The organism is Treponema sp. OMZ 855, from assembly GCF_024181145.1.
GTDB lineage: Bacteria > Spirochaetota > Spirochaetia > Treponematales > Treponemataceae > Treponema.
This window is the reverse complement of record NZ_CP051194.1, coordinates 1,233,703-1,258,709: the sequence shown is the minus strand read 5'-3', so window position 1 is coordinate 1,258,709 and position 25,007 is coordinate 1,233,703. Positions and strand designations below refer to the sequence as shown.

At 47.8% G+C, this 25,007-nt stretch carries 15 protein-coding genes; 7 read left to right on the top strand and 8 right to left on the bottom strand.

The genetic code is table 11. From position 1 onward, the window contains the following. Positions 1 to 76 precede the first annotated feature (76 nt). A complete protein-coding gene (locus tag E4N65_RS05690) occupies positions 77 to 418 on the bottom strand; it encodes a HepT-like ribonuclease domain-containing protein (protein WP_044016358.1) in 342 nt (113 codons plus the stop codon). Beyond that, positions 408 to 731 carry a nucleotidyltransferase family protein gene (locus tag E4N65_RS05685; protein WP_044016361.1) on the bottom strand — a complete coding sequence of 108 codons (324 nt, stop codon included), beginning with the start codon at positions 729 to 731 and terminating at the stop codon, positions 408 to 410. The genes E4N65_RS05690 and E4N65_RS05685 overlap by 11 nt, the downstream gene beginning before the upstream one ends. A gap of 157 nt (positions 732 to 888) precedes the next feature. On the opposite strand from E4N65_RS05685, the gene E4N65_RS05680 reads away from it, so the two are divergent. Next, positions 889 to 2,007, top strand: a complete 1,119-nt coding sequence (locus E4N65_RS05680; RefSeq protein WP_253674632.1) for a lipid II:glycine glycyltransferase FemX — start codon at positions 889 to 891, stop codon at positions 2,005 to 2,007. A gap of 15 nt (positions 2,008 to 2,022) precedes the next feature. Beyond that, entirely contained in the window at positions 2,023 to 4,224 is a 2,202-nt protein-coding gene (locus tag E4N65_RS05675; RefSeq protein ID WP_253674624.1) for a DUF4954 family protein, read from the top strand. A gap of 462 nt (positions 4,225 to 4,686) precedes the next feature. Here E4N65_RS05675 and E4N65_RS05670 read toward each other — a convergent pair whose 3' ends face one another. The 5 genes from E4N65_RS05670 to E4N65_RS05650 all read right to left on the bottom strand — a co-directional run bounded on the left by E4N65_RS05670 (position 4,687) and on the right by E4N65_RS05650 (position 9,818). Then, on the bottom strand, positions 4,687 to 5,466 hold the full coding sequence (locus E4N65_RS05670) for an outer membrane lipoprotein-sorting protein (protein WP_253674622.1): 780 nt from the start codon (positions 5,464 to 5,466) through the stop codon (positions 4,687 to 4,689). 74 nt (positions 5,467 to 5,540) lie between these two features. Then, positions 5,541 to 6,875, bottom strand: a complete 1,335-nt coding sequence (locus E4N65_RS05665) for an ABC transporter permease (RefSeq protein WP_253674620.1) — start codon at positions 6,873 to 6,875, stop codon at positions 5,541 to 5,543. A gap of 34 nt (positions 6,876 to 6,909) precedes the next feature. After that, positions 6,910 to 8,442, bottom strand: coding sequence for an ABC transporter permease (locus tag E4N65_RS05660; RefSeq protein ID WP_253674618.1), 1,533 nt, complete (start codon positions 8,440 to 8,442; stop codon positions 6,910 to 6,912). A gap of 84 nt (positions 8,443 to 8,526) precedes the next feature. Next, the gene (locus E4N65_RS05655) at positions 8,527 to 9,279 is read right to left on the bottom strand and encodes an ABC transporter ATP-binding protein (protein WP_253674616.1); all 753 of its coding nucleotides are present in this window, start codon (positions 9,277 to 9,279) and stop codon (positions 8,527 to 8,529) included. Positions 9,280 to 9,329: 50 nt separating this feature from the next. Continuing rightward, entirely contained in the window at positions 9,330 to 9,818 is a 489-nt protein-coding gene (locus E4N65_RS05650) for a hypothetical protein (RefSeq protein WP_253674614.1), read from the bottom strand. Between the two features lie 230 nt (positions 9,819 to 10,048). Here E4N65_RS05650 and E4N65_RS05645 point away from each other — a divergent pair, with 230 nt between their 5' ends. The 5 genes from E4N65_RS05645 (at position 10,049) to E4N65_RS05625 (ending at position 18,462) form a co-directional block, all read left to right on the top strand. After that, positions 10,049 to 11,110, top strand: coding sequence for a flagellar motor switch protein FliG (locus tag E4N65_RS05645; RefSeq protein ID WP_253674613.1), 1,062 nt, complete (start codon positions 10,049 to 10,051; stop codon positions 11,108 to 11,110). Continuing rightward, positions 11,098 to 14,154, top strand: coding sequence for an insulinase family protein (locus E4N65_RS05640; protein WP_253674611.1), 3,057 nt, complete (start codon positions 11,098 to 11,100; stop codon positions 14,152 to 14,154). Before E4N65_RS05645 ends, E4N65_RS05640 begins: the two co-directional genes overlap by 13 nt. A gap of 103 nt (positions 14,155 to 14,257) precedes the next feature. Then, positions 14,258 to 16,072: a DNA topoisomerase IV subunit B gene (locus E4N65_RS05635; RefSeq protein WP_253674609.1), complete on the top strand. Its 1,815-nt coding sequence runs from the start codon at positions 14,258 to 14,260 to the stop codon at positions 16,070 to 16,072. A gap of 116 nt (positions 16,073 to 16,188) precedes the next feature. Beyond that, positions 16,189 to 17,424, top strand: a complete 1,236-nt coding sequence (locus tag E4N65_RS05630) for a M20 family metallo-hydrolase (protein WP_253674608.1) — start codon at positions 16,189 to 16,191, stop codon at positions 17,422 to 17,424. Beyond that, positions 17,425 to 18,462, top strand: coding sequence for a KamA family radical SAM protein (locus tag E4N65_RS05625; RefSeq protein WP_371921828.1), 1,038 nt, complete (start codon positions 17,425 to 17,427; stop codon positions 18,460 to 18,462). 478 nt (positions 18,463 to 18,940) lie between these two features. On the opposite strand, the gene E4N65_RS05620 is transcribed toward E4N65_RS05625, so the two are convergent. Next, positions 18,941 to 24,556 (bottom strand): alpha-2-macroglobulin family protein, encoded by a 5,616-nt coding sequence (locus E4N65_RS05620; RefSeq protein WP_253674604.1) that lies wholly within the window; start codon positions 24,554 to 24,556, stop codon positions 18,941 to 18,943. Positions 24,557 to 25,007: the final 451 nt, after the last annotated feature.

Below are 25,007 nucleotides of genomic sequence, written 5' to 3'. Positions count from 1 at the left end.
GCACTTCCGCTCTTCATGGCGAAAATGATATGTCGAGAAATATTAAAATCAGCGGGAAAGAGTTTGAAGCAGGGCGCTAGATAAAATTTTTCGATTTTATCTGCTGCATTAACTCAGGAATTGATTCCGATGCAATAAGCCAAATTCGATCTGTTAAGATTTCCCCGTAATCATGAACGATTTTGTTTCTTAATCCAATAATTTTTGTCCAAGGAATATCTTGATTTTCTTGCATAAAATCTCTGGAAAGATGATTTGCGGCTTCTCCAATTATTTGTATTAATCTTTCAATTGCTAATCTTTTGATACGATTGTTTACAAAACTATTATGATTTTCGTCTTTTACAATATCAATTATTTCTTGTGAATACTTTAATATGTCGTAAATATAACTTTTATCGCGCTCATTATGCAACATAAAGAGGTTCCCGAGAATTCATGATTGCTTCTCTTCTATATGGATTTACTAAACTGGCGGGTTCTACAATATCAACATTTCTTTTTGTGATATTTTGAAGATAGTCTTGTATATCAAGTATATCAAAAAGTGATATTTCCTCAGAATTTCTAAATTCTATAAGAAAATCAACATCGCTTTTGCTTGTAAAATCATTTCGTATTGATGACCCAAATACAGATATTTCTTTAACATTATACTTAGAAATTATATATTCTAAATCTTTATGGGTCAAATAGATTCCATTGTTTGAAAGCTTTTCAAAGACTGTCATTTTCTTTCCTTTCTAAAGATACCACATCTTTATCAATATCGCAATATGAACTTAATTCCTTTGGGCAAAACCACCTTCAATCCTTTGACAAAAGCTCCATTTTCCGCTATCGTTCCTTCCAACTATGAATACATTGACGATAAAAGAATGTACCGATATGACGGTGAAAACTCCTGCACAGCATTTTTTGCAGAGCCGCTTTTGGGCGGAATTTAAAAAGGAACAAGGTTGGTCATATCGGCAATATGAGGTGCATAGTCCTGGTACCCGTTCTTTTTTACTCACGGTTTTATTGCGGCAATTGAATCCCTTCGGCTTTCTTGCCTATATTCCGATGGGTCCGTCTATCCTCATTACGAATGATTCACATCTCCCCGAAACGGTGGAAAGGCGGAGGCTTTTTCTGGTAAACCTTGCGGAAAAGCTTGTCCCCTTGCTGCCTGCTTATGTTTTTTTAATTCGCTTTGACCCTCCGTGGGAATGCGCAATGAGAAGCGGAAACACACAGGCATTCTCTCGCCAAGATTTTCCGCTTATTCCCTGTACGGGCGGAAAAACACCGTGCAGTCTGCGTAAAGCAGCTTCCGATATTCAGCCGCCGGATACCGTTCTGCTTGATTTACAACAACCGCTTGACATACTGCTTTCTCATTGTAAACCTAAGTGGCGCTACAATATCCGGCTTGCCGAAAAAAAAGGTGTACAGGTTCGCTGTTTTCCCGGAAGCCAAGCCGAAGACGTAATACCGATCTTTTATCGGCTTTATCGTGAAACTGCTGCGAGGGACGGTATTGCCATTCATAGCGAAAACTATTACCGTTCGCTTTGCCGGCTTGCTGAGAACGGTACATTCGATGCCGAGCGTATTCTTATTTCAATCTATATCGCTTATTTTGAAGAAAAACCGCTTGCTGCGATTATCACACTTTTTTCTCCGAGCGGAGCCGTCTATCTATACGGTGCTTCTTCAAATGAACACCGCAACCTTATGCCGGCATACCTGCTGCAATGGCAGGCAATCCAAGATGCACAAAAGTACGGGTGTCCATCCTATGATTTTTACGGGATTCCGCCAACCGACGATTCGAACCATCCTATGTACGGCCTGTATCGGTTTAAAACGGGATTCGGCGGGGCAATTATCCATCGGGTGGGAACACTTGATATTCCGGTACGAGGCTTCCGCTATCATCTCTACTCGTGTGCCGAACAGTTGCGGGCATTCTGGTTTAAAACCCTCAAAAAGAAGCTTCGCGTTCACAGCCGAAAATCGTAGCGCTTGGAGGAATCTGTGCCGGTACGCGTTATAACATCGGATGACTTTGGGGTCAATTTTGTCAATAAATCTTTTCTTACTTCCGGACGGGACGAATATACCGTCCGTTTTATGCAGAATCCTGCCGAAAAGCATAGATGGCGGCCACTTACCTTTAACGAAGTTGAAACGCTCATTAAGAACGGAAACACCTGTACTAATTGGAATACCTTTTTGGTGGAAGACCCCTTTACGCCATCGCTCATTAAAAACTCGCTTTTTGCGGGATTGGTGAGGATTTCCTCTTTAACCGAATGCTATCTGCGTTACCATGATTTTATTGTTCCCGCCGGGATTACCAACAGCAAAATTATCTCCTGCGATATCGGAGCGAACTGCGCCGTGCACGACTGCGCCTATCTTGCGCACTATATTATCGGGAATACCGTCATTTTAAGCAGAATAGATGAGATGGCGGCAACCGATCATGCCAAATTCGGCGAAGGGGTCATTAAAGACGGGGAAGATGAAGCAGTCCGCGTTACAATCGATGTGATGAACGAAGCGGGCGGACGGGAAATTCTCCCCTTTGCGGATATGATTTGTGCCGATGCGTTTATGTGGGCGCGGTACCGCGATGATGCAAAGCTGATGGCGCAGCTGAAAAAGCTGACGCAGGATTCTTGCGATTCAGCCCGCGGTTATTACGGTACCGTCGGCGATAACGCAGTAATTAAAAGCTGTAGGATTATCAAAGACGTTCGGTTCGGCGAGGCGGTCTATATTAAGGGCGCCAATAAGTTAAAAAATCTGACCATCCGCTCTTCCGCAGAAGAAGCGACGCAGATCGGGGAAGGGGTTGAGCTGGTTAACGGGATTATCGGATACGGCTGCCGTGTGTTCTACGGCGTTAAGGCAGTGCGCTTTGTGCTCGGAAATAACTGTACGCTCAAATATGGCGCCCGCCTCATTCACTCCGTGATGGGAGATAATTCAACCATTTCCTGCTGCGAAGTGCTGAATGCATTGATCTTTCCCTACCATGAGCAGCATCATAACAACTCATTCCTTATCGCTGCGATGATTCAGGGGCAGTCCAATATGGCGGCCGCCGCCACGGTAGGTTCAAACCACAATACCCGCGGCAACGACGGAGAGATTATCGCCGGTCGGGGATTTTGGCCGGGACTTTCCGCAACGCTCAAGCATAACTGCCGATTTGCATCCTTTGTGCTGTTGAATAAAGGCAATTATCCTGCCGAACTTGATATTCCTTTCCCGTTCAGCTTGGTCAGCGATAATCTGCGGGAGGACTGCCTCGATATTATGCCTGCCTATTTTTGGATGTATAATATGTATGCGCTTGCCCGCAATAACGATAAATTCAAGAAACGGGATAAACGAAAGACTAAGACACAAAAGATTGAAACCGAGGTGCTTGCTTGCGATACCGCCAGAGAAATTATATATGCGATGGAATTGCTTGAACACATCTTTGAAACGGCATGGACGGCGGCAGGAAATCAATCCGAAAGTGCTCAAAATCTTTTAGCGCATAAACGAGACGAGCTAAAAAAACTGCCCCTCACTGCCGAAAACATCGAACATTCCGACCGTCCGGTGAAAATTCTGCACGGCGTTGATGCATGGTATGCGTACCGCGATATGCTCGTATGGTACGGGGTAACCGTTTTGGCAAAATACATCGATGAAACCGGTGCCGGCGGTGAGGTGTTTAGCCGCAGTGGTGTATGCAGCCGGTTCAATCTTCAAAACGGAACAATCCCGTGGGTCAATGCAGGCGGGCAGCTGATACGCGAGGACGAATATGACCGTCTCCGCAGCAGGGTTGGGGCAGGGGAGTTCAATTCGTGGCACGCAATCCACGCCGAATACGACCGGCTCTGGGAACGGTATCCCTTTGACTGCGCAGAACATGCCTACAGCGTACTCTGCCGGCTCACCGGAGTTTCCGCCCTTACCGGATCACACTGGCAAACCTACCTTGACGAAGCGCTCCGCTTGAACCGCTACATCGAAGCGCAGGTTCTTATCACCAAGAAAAAAGACTACACCAATCATTTCCGCGATATTACCTACCGGAATAGGGCGGAGCGGGATGCCGTACTCGGTCATGTGGAAGACAACGCCTTTGTGCAGCAGTCCAAGCTGGATGCGCAGCGGTATGCCGAACTCTTTGCACGGGTAGGGGAGCGTCTCAAGTTATTGAGCGATTAGCTGCCGATACGTAGTTTATTGAACATACCGCGGTTACACAGCTTACGGAGACGGGGCCTTTTACATCGCCCTCCGATACCGACTTACCGTCAGTAGTCCAACTGGGCTTACAGAGTCAAAGTAAAAGACAATAAGGGACTCGTTTCTGAAACACTTACTACAGGTATCGCTCATTATTGTACTAAAGCAACCATGCGTCTGACAGCGATTATGATTGAAGATGCTCTACGCATAAAAAAAGAGGAAATAAGGATATAAAGCAATTTGTAAACTAAATAAATTTTGAGCCGGCTACTGTTTAACACCACCGCCATCCGTGGCGGTTCTGCTCCTCCAGCGCGTTTGCAAATAGACGGTACAGATACGAGGCACGAGCACAAATTAACCGCAGGCGTATCTTTGATACGTTGAGGATTAATTTGTGCGCAGTAACGAAGTAGATGTACCGTATATTTGCAAACGTTAATTGATTTTTTCCAAGTAAGCCTTCGTAAACACCACATCCGGTATGTCGGAGGTATCAAAATCGGAGAGTATTTGCGTGGTCTTTTCGCCCTTATTGATTTCGTTAATATAGATGGATTGAGCAGGCCAGTTGAAATTACCGATTTTGACGTATTTAGGCAGGAGCGTGGTGCGCATCAGCCGTCCGCTTGAGCCGTAGCTTTCGATTTTTAAGATAAGTGGATCAGTTTTACGCACGTAATATTTTTCCTGCGCATACCGCGCGTCAGAAAGAAGAGTCTTGAGCGTAACTGCATATACATCAAACTTACCGAGTTTTGATGCTGCTATATCGGTAATTTCGTAAGTCTTTCTAAATTCAGACCGTTTATTAACATCCGAAACACTTGCGTCGGAATCCCCGATAGCGCGCTTAAGCGAAGAGTGGGTAAATTGATGCGAGGTAGGATCATACACCCAGAGGTTATTCTTTTCCTGCATATAACCCGTTCCCTTATCCGCCTCAGGCGCAAGCTGCACAAGCGTGGTTTGATCTTTTGTATCACGCCGGAACAGTTTATACTGCTGTGCAGATTTCGGTTCGTTCGGTTTTTCGATAATGAGCGAAAGCGTACAGGTTATATCTTTATCAAAGTTACCTGCTTCGTACTGCTTTTCCAAAATACCGTACATCTCTTCCGTGCTCGGTATTTGTGCCGAAAGCGAGAGCGGCAGTGCACACAAGACCGCAGCAAAAAACACTATGGCATATTTTTTTATCATTGTCGTGTAATTCATTATATTCTCCTCTTAATAAATGCGAGATTCGTTTTTCCGCTTACACGCGGGGATGTTCACGGAATATATCCCGATTACTTACTCGACCGCAAGGCTTCCGCCGGAATCATGTTGGCAGCACGGATTGCAGGGCTGAGCGCTGCAAGAATTGCCAAGAAAGCTGTCAGCAGGAACTTTAAGCCAATAACTATAGGCGATAGTATCCACAAGAAATGCCCGTTTGTGGTGAGCATACTGAGTACCGAGTCAATCGATATGGGGATGAGGCTGATAATCAGCATAACGAGCAGTGCAAGCACAAAGCCCGCTGCGGCGCCGATAACCGAAAGAAAGCCTGCCTCCGCAAGAAATAAAAGGCTCACCTTACCTCTGCTGACACCGCAAGAACGCATGGTGCCGATTTCGCCCTTCCGCTCATGCACCACCATCCTGAACGTATTGGAAATACCGATCATCGTAACGAGCAGCAATACCAACAGCACACCGAGACTGACCCACTGTATCGTCTGAGACAGCGTTACCATCTGCGGCGCAAAATCATAGAAAGTCATAACGGCGTATTTCGTTCCGTCCCACTTTCCTTCATTCAACTGCCGCAGCAGTTCCTGCCCGGGAGAGGTTGGGTTAAACTGCGCCGCCAGTTCACGGCTGGTAACGGGACCGTATTCGGCAAGGCGCCTTTCAAAAATGGCAGCAACGGCATCCTGCTGGTTTTCATCTCTCAAGAAAATACCGAACTGAGCAACACACCCTTCGGGAATTTCGGCAATTTTATTGAGATAATCGAAGTTCGCATAAAACTGTATTTGATCAAACTGACTTTGATCTTGATAAATGCCCGCGATTTGAAATTCCGCAACCGTTGCCTGCCTGCTTAACGTAGTCATTTCATAAAGGATAACATCATTCAAAGCGACATTCAGCGCTTCGGCGGTTTTTTGAGGGATAAAAAGAGCGTTTTCTATGTTTACGTTCTCCCATCCGCCTTCTTTAAACGCGAAACTGTTGCGCAAGGCTTCTTCCTCATCGAATTTGCAGCCTGCAATTTGAGCAGTCAACTGATTCCCTGCAAAAATCAGCGTGCCGTAACGCTGTGCACGTACAGTTGTATACAATGCATCAATTTTTTCTTCTTTGATGATTCTATGCACAAGCTCAACACTTTCGGGAGGAAGGTATTCATTCGCCTTATCATCTTCTGTCTTGTCCGCTGCCTTTTCTGCCCCGGTTACATAGACATGCCCGCCGATAATCTTTGCAATCTGATATTCCAAACTCTTACGTGCACCTGCCGACAGTCCGTCGATCAATGTTACAATAAGAAACGCAAATACAATCGCAATAACCAACAACATACTGCGCCGTTTTTGCCTATTTAAATTCCGAAATGCAATCTTTAATATATTCATAATCTTTCCTTACAATACCTTCATTAACAATACCTTATTTGTTGATGGCTTCCAATGGGCTGATCTTTAATGCAAGTCCAACCGGATACCAATTTGCAATTACTCCGGCGGCAAGCATAGCCGCAAGTGTACTCAATACTGCAACCGGCGAGATAGCTGTCTGGATTTTATAACCGCCGAACATAACAGCCATCGTTTCATTCGGAAGTCTGATTCCCAACGCATTAAAGATGAACCCTGCGATAATCGCAAGAGCAATCCCGCATATAGCCCCAACGCACGAAAGTAAAAACGACTCCGTATAAAAGAGCCGCCTGACAAAGGAACGCTTTGCTCCGATGGCACGCATCGTACCGATTTCTGCCGTCCGCTCCATAACAGAAACGACAAGCGTATTCATAATGACGATAAGCACCACAACGGCAAGCAATACCAGCACCGCGATCATCAGCGTCCGTGTCATCTTAATCGCAGCAGCATACTGCACCAATGCTTTATCCCACGGAAGCGCTTGTGCTATAAGACCTTCTTCTGCAAACCATTTATTCAAATCTGTAATCACCCGGGATGTTTTTGAAGGATCCTTCAGCTTAACCGTTACAAAGTGCCATGCATCGGTGTCCGCCATATTGAGCTGATTGCGCAGCTCCGTACTGCCTAAAATATTTTCCAAATCTTCCGCAGTCGCTTTTTTTTCAGTGATGCTTTTCGCCTCTTCGGTAACACCGACTGCATCATCGGAGAACAAGTCGTCTTCGCTTTTCTCTGCAAGGCTGAGATCGATTGACTGAGGAATTTCCGTAACGGTACGAGCCCCCATCGTTACGCCTGCAAGCATACGCGCACTGTTGATATCCGTATAAAGCACATCTTGAACCGCCGTATCGGGATGTGCAAAGGTAAAAAAGCCGCTCACCTTTATTTTGCGCAGCTTTGCTTTTTCTCCAAAGCTCATCACCACAACTTCATCTCCAACATGCAATTCCCGTTCATAATATTTCTCGTACTTTTCTTTTACTTTTGGCGGCAATAAGATAAATTCTGCATCATCCGAATCAGGAAATTCACCTTCATACACCTTAATTGTCTCGAATGTTTTTTTATAGGAAGAAGACTCAATACCGAGTGTCGTAGCATACGGCATATACGCAAAGTTTTCGCTCTTAGGTTCCCACATATCCGGTAGGTCAGCCGGACGCAGCATACCATACCCGACAACCATTCCCCGCGTAAACACAGAAGCTTCCGGCATGTCATGTAACTTTGCCTCAATTTTTTCTATCTTTGATAAATACGGCATCGAAGGCAGCTTACCCGTGTTGACATTTTTATATGCACCGGTAATTGTTACAAAGACATCCTTATCAGCCGGTTTTCCGGTAATAAAAATATCGCCGCAAAAGTCGCTCTCGCATACATTCTTTGCCTGCCGTTCCGCGAAGTTCAGTATACCAAGCCCCAGCACCACCAAAAAGCTGCCGAGCCCGATCAAAATCATAATAATCAGCGTCTTTGTCTTATGCGAAAAAAGATTTTTCAACGCCAACTTAAAAATCGTTTTATTCATTATATCCTCTTCAATTTAATTCATAATCATGCAAATACTGCACTTCCGTCGGATAAATCATAATTACCCATTACCCATTACTAATTATCCATTAACCTTCGTGTCCTCGACGACATTTCCGTCTAAGATTTTGATGCGGTGGTCGGTCATATTGACAATTTTAGCATCATGGGTGGAGAAGATAAAGGTGGTATTAAACTCGCGGCTCATGTCCTTCATCAGTGCAAGAATCTGATCGCCGGTTTTGGAATCGAGGTTTGCAGTGGGTTCGTCGGCAAGCACCAATGCAGGCTTGGTAACCAAGGCACGGGCAATAGCAACGCGCTGCCTCTGACCGCCTGAAAGTTCATTCGATTTATGGTGCGTCCATTCGCTCAATCCGACCTTTTCGATGAGGTGCTCAATCCATTCCTTGCTCTTTTCTTTGCTTTCTTTTGCCTTACCGAACAAAAGGGGAAACTCGATATTTTCGTATACGTCCAAAACCGGAATCAGGTTAAAGGATTGAAAGATAAAACCCAGATACTCGTGGCGCAGCTGAGTGATCCGCTTGTCGAGCTTCGGCGGAATTTTTAAGCCCTTGTTTTTCCGTTTGGAAAGAGAGGCAAAGTCTTTTTCCTGATAAATTGTTTCTCCATTGATGATCAGCTCGCCGGAGGTCGGCGTGTCGATCAACCCAATCATGTTGAGCGTGGTGGATTTCCCCGAGCCGGACGGTCCGGAAATGGAAACAAATTCTCCGCTATCGATGGAAAAATTAATTCCCTTAACAGCTTCTACCAAAACCTTCCCTAAGGGATAGGTTTTGCGCAAATTCTTAACTTGTACAATGGCCATATATAATCTCCTAAATAAATAGACAATGTTGTGAGTGATATTACGATGCGCTATTTACTATCGCTTTCCGTTTCAATAGGTATCGGTTTGAGTAATTCAGACATTTCCGCATGGTATTTTTGCACGAGTTTCAAGTCGTCCGGATGAATTCCGAAAGGGATTGCGCCGTATTCGGAATTCAAAACGGCATAGGCAATCACCGTAATTTGCAATAGCCCTGTTTTTCCATCAAGTCCGTACTTACGGAAAAGCGCTTGCAATTTTTTTGGCGCCGGATTCTTTTTAAGAAAAGCTGCTGCTTGATTGGTGTCTTCTCCAAGTGCATCCCTAAAGGCTTCGACCCATTGAGCTTCCGTAGAATTCTCATCATTTTGAAAGGCATTGATACCTTCAAGCAGCTTGTCATGATTTTTGATAAATCCCTTCACGGCTTTTTCAGTTAAAATCGGTTTTACCTGAGACGTTTGCGTCTGTGCGTATAATCCGGTCATCGTGAAAACAACGAGCAGCAGTCCTGCTGTGATACTGTTTTTTGTCATATTATCTCCTACGTGGTTAACTATTGTAAACATAAGAAGGTTGAATACCGTTACGAAAAAATATGGTGTATTCCGTCTTTTATATGTGGCATCTGATGGAATCACTGTCTTACGAGCTCCATATTTTTTGAGATATTTAGGATAATGAGTTTGTAATATGAGGTCAAGTATAACGTCAGTAAAATGCGATGTTGATACTCGGTTGTTTTTCCATTATATTGGGAGACAGTATGAGTGATCTGGAAAGTGAGATACGGCGGCGCGGGCTGATAAAGGTAGCAAGTGAAGACGCTCAAAAAGAGAGTCCATACCGCCGCGTTGCAAAGTTTTTATATTTAATCGGAGAGGCGCAGGCGGCAAAGGTACTGCAAAAGCTCACCCGCGAGCAAATCGAAAAAGTAGTAGCGGAAATGCTGACCATCCGCTATGTCGACAAGGACGAAGCCGCCTATATTTTAAGCGAATTTACGGCGCTTTATAACGAAGCGAAGAATTCCGTTGGCGGCGTAGAAACCGCTCAAGGAATTCTGACGGCGGCTTTCGGCGGGGAAAAAGCGCAGGAGATTATCGAGCGGGCAATACCGCCGGCTGCCGAGCGGCCGTTCGATTTTTTGGACGGTATCGACGGAGAAAAACTCAAGCGGCTCTTAGCGGACGAAATGCCTGCAACACAGGCGCTCGTGCTTTCTCAACTGGAACCGAAAATAGCGGCCGCCTATATTACCGGCTTAAACGATGCGGAAAAAAAAGACATCGTGCTCCGCCTCGCGCGGCTTAAAACCATCAGTCCTGAAATTTTGCAGACGGTAAGCACTTCGATGCGCGAAAAGTTTACCCGCATACGGACAGGCTCGGCTACCGAAGCAATCGACGGTCGCGCGGTACTTGCCGCTATTTTACGGCGCAGCGATTCCGAAACGGAACAGTTTATTTTACAGAACATCGCAGAGGCCAATCCCGAACTTGAACAAAATATCCGCGAACGGCTTTTTACTTTTGAAGATGTGCTCATTGCGGACGACCGCTTTTTACAGAAAAAATTATCCGGTATGGAAAGCTCAGTAATTGCTGCATTGATTTCTTATAAACCGGAAGTCTTTGTCAAAAAAATCCTCAATAATATTTCTAAAAACAGACAGCAGTTCATTCTTGACGATCAGGCGTCGAACCCTGTTTCCGTGCGGGAATGCCGCGAAGTTACCAATCGTTTTTTACAGGAATTGCGGAAAAGCTGGGAAGACGGCGAGCTGCTCTTATTCGGAAAGGACGGAGATGACGTATGGATAACCTAATCCACGGGTTTAAAATTATTTCAAAAACAGCGCTTGACGAAATGCAGGCGGAGGGTATTCTTGCGCAGCATTGCGAAACCGGACTTGAAGTTTATCACATTCATAACGATGACAGCGAAAATTTATTTGCGTTTGCTTTTATGACCCCGCCTGAAAACAGTTCGGGCGTTGCGCATATTCTGGAACATTCGGTACTCTGCGGTTCAAAAAATTATCCGCTGAAAGATCCTTTTTTAATCCTTTCCAAGCAGAGCGTTAAAACGTTTTTGAATGCGATGACATTCCCCGATAAGACCGTGTACCCTGCGTCGAGCATCCTTGAAAAAGATTATTTTAATTTGATGTCGGTGTACGGCGATGCGGTGTTTTTTCCGCTGCTCAAACGGGAAACCTTTGAACAGGAAGGTCATCGGCTTGAACGAGATGAAAACGGAAACCTGTACTTTTCCGGCGTGGTGTTAAATGAGATGCGCGGCGCGTATGCGGATTTCGATTCCGGTGTAGACCGTGAACTGCGGCATTCTCTCTTGCAGGGGACGGTGTATGCACACGATTCAGGGGGCTTTCCGCCCGATATCGTCAAGCTCAGCTATGAGGACTTTTGCGCTTTCCATAAAAAATACTATCATCCGGTAAACTGCAAGGTCTTTTTGTACGGTAACATCGAAACCGAAAAACAGCTTGCCTTTTTGCAGGAACGCTTCTTGAGGTTTTTTGAATCGGCGGAAAAGCCGCCGCTCATTCCGGCTATTACGCCCTATCCCTCACCCCGCGTGTTTTCGGCAACGGCGCCCGCAGGAGAAGGAAAAAATCCCGACAAGCTCACGGTAACGATGAATTGGCTGTTGCCCGAAAGCGCCGACATCGACCGGCTGATGGACTGTATGTTTTTGGAAGAGCTGTTGTTGGGACATGACGGAGCGCCCTTGCAAAAGAAACTGCTCGACTGCCCCTTTGCGGAAGATGTGTATCCGTACAACGGCGGGCAGGCAGACCTGAAAAACATCTGCTTTACGCTCGGTCTTGCAGATATCGATAAAAGTGCGGAAGGGCAGTTTGAAGCCTTCATCCTTTCCGGCCTTGAAGACATTGTCCGGAACGGTTTTGAACCTCAGCTGATTGAAACCGCGCTCAATTCCCTCGATTTTTATAACAGAGAAATTACCCGTTCAGGCGGCCCCTTTTCGCTGGTTTTGATGCGGCGGGCGCTCCGCGGCTGGATACACGGTTTTGCGCCGGAGGCTTCGCTCCGTTCCATACCTGCTTTTCAGCGGCTGAAACAACGGCTTTCCCAAAACCCGCATTACGCTCAAGACCTCATCCGTACATTGCTGCTTAATAATCCCCATCGGACAACCGTTTCCGTACGGCCGGATATTCACTTTTGCGAGAACATCGATGCGAGGCTTGCTCAAGAAGCGCACCAAGCGGCGCAAAGCCTCGGCAGCGTAGAACACCATTCGGGTTCCGCCGAACAGACGGCCGCAACCGTTAGCGGGCAAAAAGCGGATGCGAATACGGGGCTTGATACCAATGCAGTGACCGATGCCCAAGCGCAACATCTTATTCCGCATATTTCAAAAGAGGAGCTGCCGCCGGTTGAACCGCCGATACCCGAACGCCTCGAATATTTCGGCAAGGTTCCCGTTATCATCCATGAACAGCCGACAAACGGTATCACCTATATGGACATCGCAGTTCCCGTCGATTCGCTTTCGGCGGAGGACTATACATACTTGACGCTCTATACGTCCGCGCTTTCCTCGATGGGAACAAAAACGCAGAGCTGGGATGCCGTTGCGGCGGAATTCGCTTACCTGACGGGAGGCTTTTCCGCGGTTACCTTTTCCGCAGGCAGACACCGGACGTCCGAAGCCGCGGTATTTTTCGATAATGCGCTCCGCACGGAAGATGTAGTGGACAGGGACTGGATTTTTATCCGCTCTAAAATGCTGCCCGAATATATCGAACCCGCGGTAAACCGTATTTTTTCGTATCTTAACGATATTTCTTTTGCCGACGAAAAGCGGTTGAAGGATGTTTTTATTCAGCTGAAAAATGATCTTGATCCGCTGCCATCGTATTCGGGGCATACGTTGACCGCGCTGTACGCGGCTTCTGCCTATTCCGGTTCAAAACGGGCGGAAAATCTCTGGATGGGAATTCCGCAGCTGCGTTTTCTGCGCGGGCAGTATGCGGCGCTGGAACAAAGCCCGGCGGCAATCGGCGAGCTTGCCCGCAAGCTTGAAGAAATACACCGCAAACTGATGCGCGCCGGCCTTATCGTGAAGGTGTGCGGAACTGCTGCCGATGTAAGCGTTATCAAAAAAGCGCTCACTTCCCATTTACCGCGGTTTGATTTTCCGCACCGCAGTACCGGCGGCTTTAGAACCGAAGCCTTTGAAAAACCGGCGGCGCTTTCGGCCTTTCCCAGCGCCGTGCAGGTAGGATTTGCGGCGCAGCTTCTGCCGGTTACGTTCGATGAAACAGAATACGGTGCTGCTATCGTTTATGCCCAGTGGCTTGAGACGGGGGCATTGTGGGAGGCAATCCGCGTGAAAGGCGGCGCGTATGGCGTTTCGGCATATCCCGATTCCGCAACGGCGCTGTTTACGATGACTACCTACCGCGACCCTGTGCCGCTTAAATCCTTGCGCAGTATACGGGATTGTATCGAAAAGAGCATCGCGGCTCCGCTTACCGACTCCGAACTGGAGGCCCTGATTACCGGCACGTACAGCACAGCGCTCCAGCCGAGAACCCCTGCGCAGAGAAGCGCGGCGGCGTTCTCGCGTCTCTTAAACGGGATAACTCATCAAGCGCGGATGCAAACAATCGAAGGTATTATCTCTTGTACGCAGGAACGTATGAATCGGCTTGCCGAGCGGCTCGCTGCAAGCGTATCGGGAAGCGCCGCGCTTTCGGCAACGACGGCGGAAGGTATATCCGGCGGTACCGCTGCAGTAATCTGCTCCGACGCGGCGCTCCGGCAAACGGCAGACAGCGCAGGGCTTCCGCCGCTCAGCATTATGCCCTCAATTTAAGGATAAAATGTATATGTGCGCAGCATGCGCACGGCTAAAAACTTTTTCGGATTTTCACCATCTTATCCTACAAAAGTTTTATGGGAGGAAAATTTAAAACAACATGGCTGCAAAGAATACGTATGATGAATCGAAAATAAAGACACTTAGCTCATTGGAGCATATCAGGCTCCGCACCGGTATGTATATCGGCCGGCTCGGAAACGGATCGAACCCCGATGACGGTATTTACATCCTGTTAAAAGAAGTGCTCGACAACTCCATCGATGAGTTTATCATGGGAAATGGGGACCGTATCGAGGCGCTGTTGAAGGACAACAAAGTTACCGTGCGGGATTACGGACGTGGTATTCCGCTTGGGAAGGTTGTAGAATGCGTGTCGGTCATCAACACCGGTGCGAAGTACAATGATGAAGTCTTTCAGTTTTCGGTGGGGTTGAACGGCGTCGGCACCAAGGCGGTGAACGCACTCTCCGAATATTTCCGGGTAGTTTCCATCCGCGACGGGAAATACGCCGAAGCGGTGTTTGAGCGGGGGGTGCTAAAGCACGAAAAACAAGGAGATGCCAAAAAAGGGATTAAGAACGGTACGCTCGTGGAGTTTATTCCCGACAGGGAAATATTCGGCGACTATACATTCAACCTCGACTTTATCGAAAAACGGATGTGGAACTACGCCTATCTGAACGCCGGTCTTACGCTCACCTTTAACGGCGCTTCATACATATCGGAAAACGGCTTACTCGATCTGCTCAATGCGGAAATCGGCGAAGAGACGCTTTACACGATTGCTCACTTTAAGGAAGCAAAGCTTGAATTTGCTTTTACCCACACTAACAACTACGGCGAAACCTATTTTTCGTTTGTCAACGGGCAATACACCTCGGATGGCGGCACGCATCTTTCCGCCTTTAAAGAAGGCTTGCTGAAAGGTATTAACGAATACTACCGCAAAAACTACAAGAGCGAGGATGTCCGCGAAGGTACCTGTGCGGCGGTGGCGGTTAAGGTGCAAGCGCCCGTGTTCGAAAGTCAAACGAAAAATAAGCTCGGTAATACCGAGGTGCGGCCGTGGATTGTCAACGGTACAAAGGCCGCTGTGGTTGAATGGCTGCAAAAAAATGCCGAAGCCGCGCGGAAGCTGGAAGAAAAAATCCTCGCAAATGAGCGGCTGCGGACAGAGCTGAACAGCGTTAAAAAAGAAGCGAAGGCTGCCGCAAAAAAAATTGCAATGAAAATTCCGAAACTGAAAGACTGCAAGTTTCACCTTGGGGATAAGCAGTACGGCAATGAGTCGATGATTTTTATCACTGAAGGGGATTCGGCTTCGGGTTCAATGGTTTCGAGCCGCGACGTCCTTACGCAAGCGCTTTTTTCGCTGCGCGGTAAGCCCGAAAATATGCACGGCAAAAAACGCGCCGCCATCTACAAAAATGCGGAGCTCTACAATATGATGATGGCGCTCGGCATCGAAAATAGCCTTGAAAGCCTCCGCTATAATAAGATTATCATCGCAACCGATGCCGATAACGACGGCTTTCATATCAGAAACCTTTTGCTCACCTTTTTCCTCACCTACTTTGAAGAGCTGGTGTTGAGCGGACGGATTTTTATTTTGGAAACGCCGCTTTTCCGGGTGCGCACCAAAAAAGAAACCTGCTATTGTTATTCGGAAAAAGAGCGGGATGCAGAAATGAAGCGGCTCGGCGCAGCGGCGGAAGTTACCCGTTTTAAGGGATTGGGAGAAATAAGCCCGAGCGAATTCGGTCAGTTTATCGGGAAGGATATCCGCCTGTTACCGGTCAGTATTCAGACCGTGAAAAAGATCCCTGGCGTTCTTGAGTTTTATATGGGAAAAAATACCCCCGAACGCAAAGCCTTTATTATGAAAAATCTTCTTGCGGAAGTCGATGCGTAGAGCGATCGATCTTCTTGTTTGCAGAATCGCCGCCAATATGATATAGTAGAAGCCTCTTTTGAGAGTGCTTTACTCTTTTGAAAAGAGTTTAATTTCATTACGTATGTGGAGGTTGTATGTCAAATTTTTTAACCGTAAAAGATTTTATTGCTCAACAAAAAGATAAGATGATTGAGCTTGAACGGCTTTTGTGCTCCATTCCTGCCATGGCTCCGGAGTCGGACGGTGACGGGGAATTGAAAAAATGCGAAGCGCTGGAAGCGTATTTAAAAAAGCTCGGCTTTACTCAATTTGAACGGTTTGATGCACCCGATACGCGGGTATCTTCCGGTATCAGACCTAACCTTGTCGTTACTATTCCGGGCAAAGATGATTCAAAACGGGTTTGGATTATGGCGCATACCGATGTGGTACCTCCCGGCGAGCTTTCAAAATGGGAAAGCGATCCGTGGGTACTGAAACAGGACGGTGATAAAATTATCGGGCGCGGTGTAGAAGATAACCAGCAAGGATTGACCGGAGCGGTATTCGCCGCTTATGCATTTCTTGCATTAAAGATTCAGCCTGCCCACACCGTAAAATTGTTGTTTGTTGCTGATGAAGAAGTGGGATCGAGATACGGCGTTATCTATCTTTTGAATAATCATCAGCTATTTAAGCCGCAGGATATTATCGTTGTCCCTGATGGGGGAGATCCTTCGGGTGAGACAATTGAAGTTGCGGAAAAGAACCTGTTGTGGTTAAAGGTTGTAGTGCATGGAGTGCAAACGCACGCCTCACGTCCCGATTTAGGAAAGAATGCGCACATTGCGGCGGCGGATTTGGCGCTTCGGTTGAATGCACTGGAAAAAGTATTTTCAAAGCAAGACAATTTGTTCGAACCGCCGTATTCGACCTTGCAGCCGACAAAAAAAGAAGCGAATATTCCGAACATCAATACCATTCCGGGCGACGATGTGTTTTATATGGATTGCCGTATCCTTCCTTGTTACACTGTTGCGGAAGTGATGGAGAAGATAAAAGTCGAGGCGAGTGCAATAGAAGCAAAGTACGGCGTACAGGTTGAGCTTATTATTGATGATTCGGCGGAATCTCCTGCAACGCCTGTTGATGCCGAGGTTGTTACGATGCTGTCAAAAGCTATCGAAAAAATACACGGCAAAAAAACGCAAACCATCGGTATCGGCGGAGGAACCGTTGCCGCTCCGCTCCGTCAGGCAGGCTTTAACGCCGTCGTATGGAGTACGCTCGACGATATGGCGCACCAACCGAATGAATACTGCATTATGAAAAACTTAATTGACGATGCACAGGTACTGGCGGCATTGATGTACGGAGTCGATGCGCTGTAAATGTGTGACGGAGGTATGAGCGCAGAACAATCCGATAACTGGCGGAACGAGAATTCCGCCGATACGGTTATCCGCTTGCCGGAACATATTTCGCCGGCGTTTAAAGCCTTGATTACCTCCGCAGAACCTGCCGCCGCTGCTGCGCTGCGTCGGCAGGTTCTTTCCTCCGACGACGAACAGGTCGTGTCGGAGGAAGAGCGGGGCGACCCGCTCGGCGAGGCGCGCTATTGCGTTACCCCGTATCTGGTACACCAATATCCGAACCGCGTGCTGCTGTTGAGTACCGGCCGCTGCATCTCGTATTGCCGGTACTGTTTCCGGCGTGAATTTACCGCCCGTTCAAGCGGCTTTATTTCCGATGAGCAAATCGGAGCGGTAACGTCATACCTTAAAGCACATCCCGAAGTACAGGAAATTCTGGTTTCGGGCGGAGACCCGATGAGCGGCAGTTTTGAGCAGATAAAACATCTGTTGGAATGCCTCCGTTCCGTTCGTCCCGATTTGCTGCTCCGCCTATGTACCCGTGCGCCAGTCTTTGCACCGGAGCTTTTTACCGAAGAGCTTATGGCGCTCCTCCGTTTCGTCCGTCCGCTCTGGGTGATTGCACATGTAAACCATTCGGCAGAACTCGGCACGGCGCAGCGGCAAGCCTTAACCCGCTGTATCGATTCGGGGATTCCGGTGCAAACCCAAACCGTATTGCTACGCGGCGTTAATGATGACGCCGCCGTTCTTGCGGAGCTTTTCCATGCGCTGGTATGTATGGGGATAAAACCCGGGTATCTGTTTCAAACGGATTTAGCACGGGGAACAGCGCATTTTCGCGTACCGCTTGAAAAAGCCGCGCTTATATGGAAAGCATTACGTAAACGCCTTTCCGGTTTATCGTTACCGCAATTTGCAGTCGATTTACCGAACGGCGGCGGAAAATTCCCGCTTTCCGCCCTACTGCTCTATGAAGATATTGTCTCCCCGTTAAAAGACGGCCGCTTTTCGGCACGGGGTATCGACGGAAAGAGCTATACTTATCCGAGGTAGGGGGCACTTTTGAAATATATGGCGCATCTACGTCAAAACTATACATCCGTGTATAGTTTTGACTGTGAGTTTCGGCAGCAGCCGAAACATCACTTCTGATATAAACCAGTGGCATCCGTGCCGCTACTGTAAGTAGTCTTCAACGTATCAGAACGGACACGTGGCGGAGATGATATGTTGAGAATTTTCAGCAGCAGCATATCGTAAAACATACTTTCCGTAAGCCTTTTGAAATAGACTGTCCAGAAGTGTACATCCGTGTACACTTCTGGACGCGAGTTTTTGCTGTGCAACAACATCACTGCTGCGTAGAACCACGGACATCCTTGTCCGTTTTGAAATTACAAGGCGCGAACACGTAAGCCTTTTGAAATAGACGATGCAGATGCTAGGAGCGTACAAAAAACACCCGCAGGCGTACTTTTTGTACGTCGAGGACTGTTTTTTGTTAAGCGACAACGCAGATGTGTCGTCTATTTCAAAAGGACACTTTGAGACCCGGATATACCGCCCTAATCTTATTATCGTACATTGCTTGCGCATGGATAGCCGGTATAAAGTACTCTCCTTTATAGGCAACCGTTGCATAGAACTTGTAGGTTACCGAATCCCTACGCGTTAAATCAAAGTAGGTATACACGACATCGTCTCTGATGTCCTGATAGGCAAAAGAATCCGAACCGTCGCTGCTGTCCAAGGCTATCCGGTCGTTACTGATTTCCCAGCAGGTTGGAATCGGGAACGTCAGCGCGATATTTTCAATCTTTTTTGCCATCCGGTTATCGACGCTTATTTTGATGACGAATGAATCGCCTACCTTTAAATCCGCGGGAGAAATCCTGTCGCCGTCGGAATCGGTATACCGGACATCAAGGTCGATATTTTCATTCTGCCGCTGTTCCGTTCCCGGTATGGACATACCTTCTGCGGTTAAAATGCCGTAGAGAATCGCTTTTCCGGTGTTCATTACTTCGATGGTCTGTTTGTCCGCCGTTCCCGCAGGCAAGGTTTCGATAATCGAGGCGTTTTTAAGCTGTCCCTGCCGCGCCGCGCCGTTTGCCGTAACGGTATAACTGCACGAGGCTGCATCGCGGTTTTTGTAATAGGGTAAAAGCGAGAATAGGAGCCATGCGGTCTCTTGCGTACTGCACCAATCATCGGAGGAAAGCACGGATGCAACTTCGCGGGCTGCTTTCGCTGCCTTTACATCATCCTGCAGCAGCGTACATACCATCAAATAGAGCGCCTGTATGCGGGTGGACGAACCGAAAGAGCCGCCGGTATACCGGTAGGATGTCTCCTGTTTAGTCAACGCGCCCAATGCATCTGCAAATACGTCTTCCGCCGTGTCATCCCTGCCTGTAAGCGAGTATGCAGCTGCCAATAGCAGCGAACCGGAAGCATCAAGCTGTTCATTTTTCAACCGGTTCATTGCGCCGATATTCGGGCTGCCTGCAAGCGCAAGCGAGAAGAGCCGGTATGCCTGTATTTCAGCCGAATCTTCACTATAGGATTCCCATTCCGCCGCGGAAGAAGCAAGCCAAGCGGTCAGCGGTTTTTTAATCGAATCGGGTACCGCATAGCCCTGCTTTTCTGCCTCCGTTAAGAAGTGGAGCGCATAGCTCGAACCCCATGCGGACGGCGCGCTGTTGCCCGGCCAGTATGCGAAAGCTCCCGATGCGGTTTGATACTGAGGATAGCGTTCGATAACCGATTGAATATGCTTTTGAATGCGCGTCTTTTCCTGCGGCGACAGCTGTACAAAGTCTGCGAGATACAGCTGCGGGAAACTGCCGGAGGTAATTTGTTCGATACATCCGTGCGGATACCGAATCAGGTAGTCGAGCCGGCTTGCTAAATTGAGCGCCGGTATGGAAGAAAGCTCCATCGAAAGTGTTGTCGAGCTGACCTCTCCCGGACTTTGCACGCTCACAATCGTTGTCTCCGAAGGTTTCAGCGTAAACGGTGTACGGTAGGTAACGGGAATACCGCGCGCTTGCACCCCTACCGGCGTTACCGACTGAGCAAAACCTTTGTCCGTTTTTACGGCGGCGGTGAAGTCGGCTGTACCGGCCGCTTCCGTTTTTACTGTGAACGTAACAGTCATATCCGAAGATGCGGGTACCTTTACGGTTTTTTCAGCGTTAAAGGACGGAATGGCGCCTTTTGTATTCAAGGTGATTTTTGCATTTTGTGCAGAGTCTGTCCCGTTGAATACCGTAACGGGTACATCGATACGCTCGTTGACACCGAGTGTGCGGGGGAGCGCGGCCTGTATCATAAGGTCGGCCTTTACGGGAACGGTCTTTTCCGCAATACCGTAAGCGCCGTTAAAGCCTGCAACCGCAATCGCCCGCACGGCTCCAACATACTCAGGCATATCGAACGAAAGCTGCTTCTTTTCACCGGCGGCGATCGTAAAGGGGCCGAGGTATTGCACAACCGGTTTAAACCGATTGCTGCCCCGTTCACGGTTATCGACAAGGTCTTCGGAACCGCCGATTGCAAGCAGCGTTTCAAGCTTTCCGCTGTAGGCGTTCATAACATACTGATATAAATCCCAGCTCGAAAGCTGCGACGCTTCTTTCTTATAGAATTCGCGTCTCAGCTCCGGTCCGTGATAGTTCGTTAATCCCAAAAGCCCTTCATCGACAACAGCCAGCGTGAATGTCATCGGTTTTCCGTTTTGTTCGGATACGGAGATAATCGCTTTTTCGTTGGGCGCATAGACGGCCGGAGCGGTAATCACCGGATTGAGTTTCGTGGCGGGATTATCGACCATCACCGGTACGATACCGTAAAGGCGGATCGGCAAACTGTTCGCCGTTTGCAAGTGTTGCTGCAATACCGTGATATGCACGTACACATTCGGCGCCATCGCTTCCGTCAATTTCAGTTTATACACCGTGGTATCTTTGGCGGTTTCGAGCCAATCCTGTTTGAGAATTTCGCCGTTCTTTTCTACCGTAACGAGCGCTCTGTTTCCGGCGCTTGAGGCAAACGAAACAGAAGCGGTTTCGCCCGTGCTATACTGCCGTTTGTCGGTGACGAGCGTAACCATCGCCGCGCTGCCCGAACCGTTTTCTTGAGCGCGTCCCGCCCATCCCGGCCAATCGATATACACGATTTTTGCCGCACTGTGTCCGTGCAGCCCGTCGGAAACCGTAACGAGGTACCGTCCCCATGAGGGATATTTTATTTCAAACTGAAAGCTCCCTTTTCCGTTTGTAACGGGTACCGAGCCGCGTACAATTTCATAAGACGAGTTGCTGGAGACATACGTTGCGTCGGTGAGGGCGTCTTTTTCCCACCACCACTTCCAATCCAATTTATGAATCGTATATGAAAGCTCCCCTGAGGAAACCGGCTTACCGTCTTGGTCTATAAGCAGTACATCGGCGGTATGTTGAACATCGGTTAAAAGCATTCCCCGTGCGGCATCTCCTTTCGGCAGCCGCAGACCGACATAGCGGCTGTACGGCGAATACGGGAATGAGCTTTGCTCGGTGGAAAAGGCTCCCGACGGTTCAAAGATGCGGCTGACAAAATGCGCCTGTAGTTTTCCCGGTACCGGATCATCTGCGCCGATGGTGAAATGCTCGCTGAATGTTGCCTTTGAGGCGCTATTCAGTGTTCCTTCCCAAATGGTTGAGCGGCCCAGTTCCATTTCTACCGACGGATTGGTAAAGCTGAAATCGGAATAACCGAAATTATCCGGCGCAGAGGTAAAGAACACGGCAACGTCTGCGTTGTAATTGGGCGCCGGCGCTCCGTGCAGCCATGCCCCCGAAAGCGTAAAGTTGTTCGTACCGCTAGTAAGCATTTTTTTCTCAGGTTCCAGTTTAACCGACAGGCGGTTCGGGACGACCGTTTCAATGCGGAGTGGCCGAGTCCATTCCTGTCCGCCGATTTTTACCTTGGCTTGCCAGAGACCGGTTACCGCTCCGGCGGCAGTTTTTGTTTCCACCGGATAAAAGCCGTTTACCGAATGTGTTAGGAGGCGCGACTCCGTTACCCGTCCGAGCGGGTCGGAAAGTTCAAAAGAGACCGGAATATCCGCCGGCAGGGTTTTCTGTAAATCCTGCAGCACAAAGGTAAGATAGAGCGGATCACCCGGCCGCCATACGCCGCGTTCTCCGTAAATGAATCCCTTTACGCCGCCTACGGTTTTTTCGCCGCCGGTTTCAAAATGACTGACGCTTAATCCCGTTCCGGCTCCAATTTTCAAATATGAAGTCTGTCCCTTATAGCTTGCCGCGATGAATACTGCCTTGGAAGCGTCTTCGAGTACTGCGGAGCCGTTTTTATCCGACCGGAGTTCGGCATTTTTTGAGCCGACATACGAATAGCAAGTAATTTCCGCTCCGCTGATAGGCTGCGCCGTTTTGATGTCGGCAACGCTGACGTACAGTTTCCCGCTCGTTGTCTTTTTTGCCATAATGCCGACATCTGAGATAAGAATATTCCGCTTTATCAAATTCTTACTATTAAAACGAGGGATATAAAAGGCCGGATGATAGGGGTTATTTTTATTTGACCAATAAGTATCCCGCTCATCATAATCCAAATCTTCCCAATAATTCCAGAAACTCTTTTCGTCGGGTGGCAAATCCGCTTCGATCATATCGGGAGGCTGCGGCAGCGAAGCAAACGCTTCATCGGCATCGGAGGGAATACGGTATTTGATATTCTTTTTTCTGAATGAAATGCGTATTTGAAACATCCCATGAGGATATTTTTTTGTGAGCGCCGACATATCAATTCCGCGCGGAATGTATTTATTCTGCATCGAATCGTCCCACTCGAATGAAACATTTTGCGTCCACACCGGTTCGCCCACACGGTACAGTTCATCGGTTCCGTCCAATTCGTTGACCTGCAAGAATTGAATGATGTTATGATCGTAAATAGCAAAAGCTTGTATTAAAAGACCGCTCACGTTCCGTGTTTCGATCGGCAGTACCGTCCCCTGTGATGACGGTAAGATAGTTCCGTCGGTCATAAAACGCACGGACGGCAGTTCCCAATTATCCGAAAGAGTGATAGTCCGCGCTGCGGCAAGGTAGATACCGTTCGAGCTTTTAATCCCGTTTGAAATGCGGATAGTTCTGATATTCCGCCAATTTGAATCGTCATAAATCGTCAGTACGTTACCTCTGACTGATACATTGACATCATCGCTCCGAGAACCGTCTTCATTGTGAGTCGAAATAAAATCCTGGATATCCTGGGAAGCGTCGAGTCGACCTGAAAAACTCACCAGTATGGTATTCTTTTTTGAAGTATTGATATCGATGATGGAAAATTCGTCTTTTGCCGGAATATCGAATGATTTTGTGCCTGCAAATGCCGCATCCTGTTTTTTCGACAAACCGAGCTTCCGCCCCTGCCACGAAACCGATAAGCTCCGCGCCCGTTTTTTAATGCCGATATTTTGGATAAAAAATTTCCACACTTTTCCCGACGAACCTTGTTCCCATTGCATTGGGCAGGAGCTTCCCCAAAAGCCTCCTGACTTTGCCGAAACACAGTGCCGGATGGTATCCGCGGTAACGGGAATGTCCGTAGTGATACTGCCGCTGAGCGAATAAGCATCCTCATCTTGATTCAGTGTTAACGTATCCAGCGTGACTTCATAGGAAGGGGTGTCTGCTAAAAACACATGGCGGTATGTACCCTGCGCCGTCTCCTTCCCGAAAAGCTTTGCACAGTCTGCGGATAAGATGATTTTACGGCTGGAAGGGTAGGGAGCTGACGGCGTAAACACAACCGTTTTGCTGTCTTGGAGTTCCCATGTCCCCGTCTGCCGGGGAGAAAACTGCAAAGCCTGTTCAGGTTCGCAGATAACATCGCAGGCAAAGCTGACAGCAATAGGAGCAAGCCTTCCGATATTGGTCGGAGAAATCGCCGTAACGAATTCCTCCGTTCCGCTGTCCGCAGCCGTTTGCCGCTTATCGGCGCATCCGGTAAAGCTCATAGCTGCGAACATAAACATTGCAGCGAGACACAGTGCCGCGGCAATGGGTATACGTTTTATTTTTTTGTTTTTGACGTTTCTTGTCAGTATGTAGGAAAAAAGACCGATATGTTTCATAGTACGCTCCCTAAAATAGATAATAAATCAAATCTATTCAGCGGTCAATTACGGATTTCGTATGTGTATGCAGGTACTCAATTTTTTTTCTTGCGTTTTCGGGTTTTAGGCTCTATAATAATACCTATGTTGAGTCGCAGAATTGGATTATCACAGTATAAAAATCTTATTTCCAAAGCGGACACCATATCGGCGCAAAATCGGTATACAGGGCTTGACACACTCATAGTCGGTAATACAATTCTCACAGTTCACAGTTCACAGTTCACAGTTCACAGTTCACAGTTCACAGTTCACAGTTCACAGTTCACAGTTCACAGTTCACAGCTCACAGCTCACAGCTCACAGCTCACAGCTCACAGCTCACAGCGAATCTTATTTAGATAGTTTTGTATATTTTAATCAAAAACATTCTAATTTTTTCTCATCGGTAAAGGCAAAATGGAATCAT

Excerpts from the sequence above, each read along its gene's own strand:
- E4N65_RS05690 (WP_044016358.1), bottom strand. The coding sequence starts at position 418 with ATGTTGCATAATGAGCGCGATAAAAGTTATATTTACGACATATTAAAG.
- E4N65_RS05685 (WP_044016361.1), bottom strand. The coding sequence starts at position 731 with ATGACAGTCTTTGAAAAGCTTTCAAACAATGGAATCTATTTGACCCAT.
- E4N65_RS05680 (WP_253674632.1), top strand. The coding sequence starts at position 889 with ATGACGGTGAAAACTCCTGCACAGCATTTTTTGCAGAGCCGCTTTTGG.
- E4N65_RS05670 (WP_253674622.1), bottom strand. The coding sequence starts at position 5,466 with ATGAATTACACGACAATGATAAAAAAATATGCCATAGTGTTTTTTGCT.
- E4N65_RS05665 (WP_253674620.1), bottom strand. The coding sequence starts at position 6,875 with ATGAATATATTAAAGATTGCATTTCGGAATTTAAATAGGCAAAAACGG.
- E4N65_RS05660 (WP_253674618.1), bottom strand. The coding sequence starts at position 8,442 with ATGAATAAAACGATTTTTAAGTTGGCGTTGAAAAATCTTTTTTCGCAT.
- E4N65_RS05655 (WP_253674616.1), bottom strand. The coding sequence starts at position 9,279 with ATGGCCATTGTACAAGTTAAGAATTTGCGCAAAACCTATCCCTTAGGG.
- E4N65_RS05650 (WP_253674614.1), bottom strand. The coding sequence starts at position 9,818 with ATGACAAAAAACAGTATCACAGCAGGACTGCTGCTCGTTGTTTTCACG.
- E4N65_RS05645 (WP_253674613.1), top strand. The coding sequence starts at position 10,049 with ATGAGTGATCTGGAAAGTGAGATACGGCGGCGCGGGCTGATAAAGGTA.
- E4N65_RS05640 (WP_253674611.1), top strand. The coding sequence starts at position 11,098 with ATGGATAACCTAATCCACGGGTTTAAAATTATTTCAAAAACAGCGCTT.
- E4N65_RS05635 (WP_253674609.1), top strand. The coding sequence starts at position 14,258 with ATGGCTGCAAAGAATACGTATGATGAATCGAAAATAAAGACACTTAGC.
- E4N65_RS05630 (WP_253674608.1), top strand. The coding sequence starts at position 16,189 with ATGTCAAATTTTTTAACCGTAAAAGATTTTATTGCTCAACAAAAAGAT.
- E4N65_RS05625 (WP_371921828.1), top strand. The coding sequence starts at position 17,425 with ATGTGTGACGGAGGTATGAGCGCAGAACAATCCGATAACTGGCGGAAC.
- E4N65_RS05620 (WP_253674604.1), bottom strand. The coding sequence starts at position 24,556 with ATGAAACATATCGGTCTTTTTTCCTACATACTGACAAGAAACGTCAAA.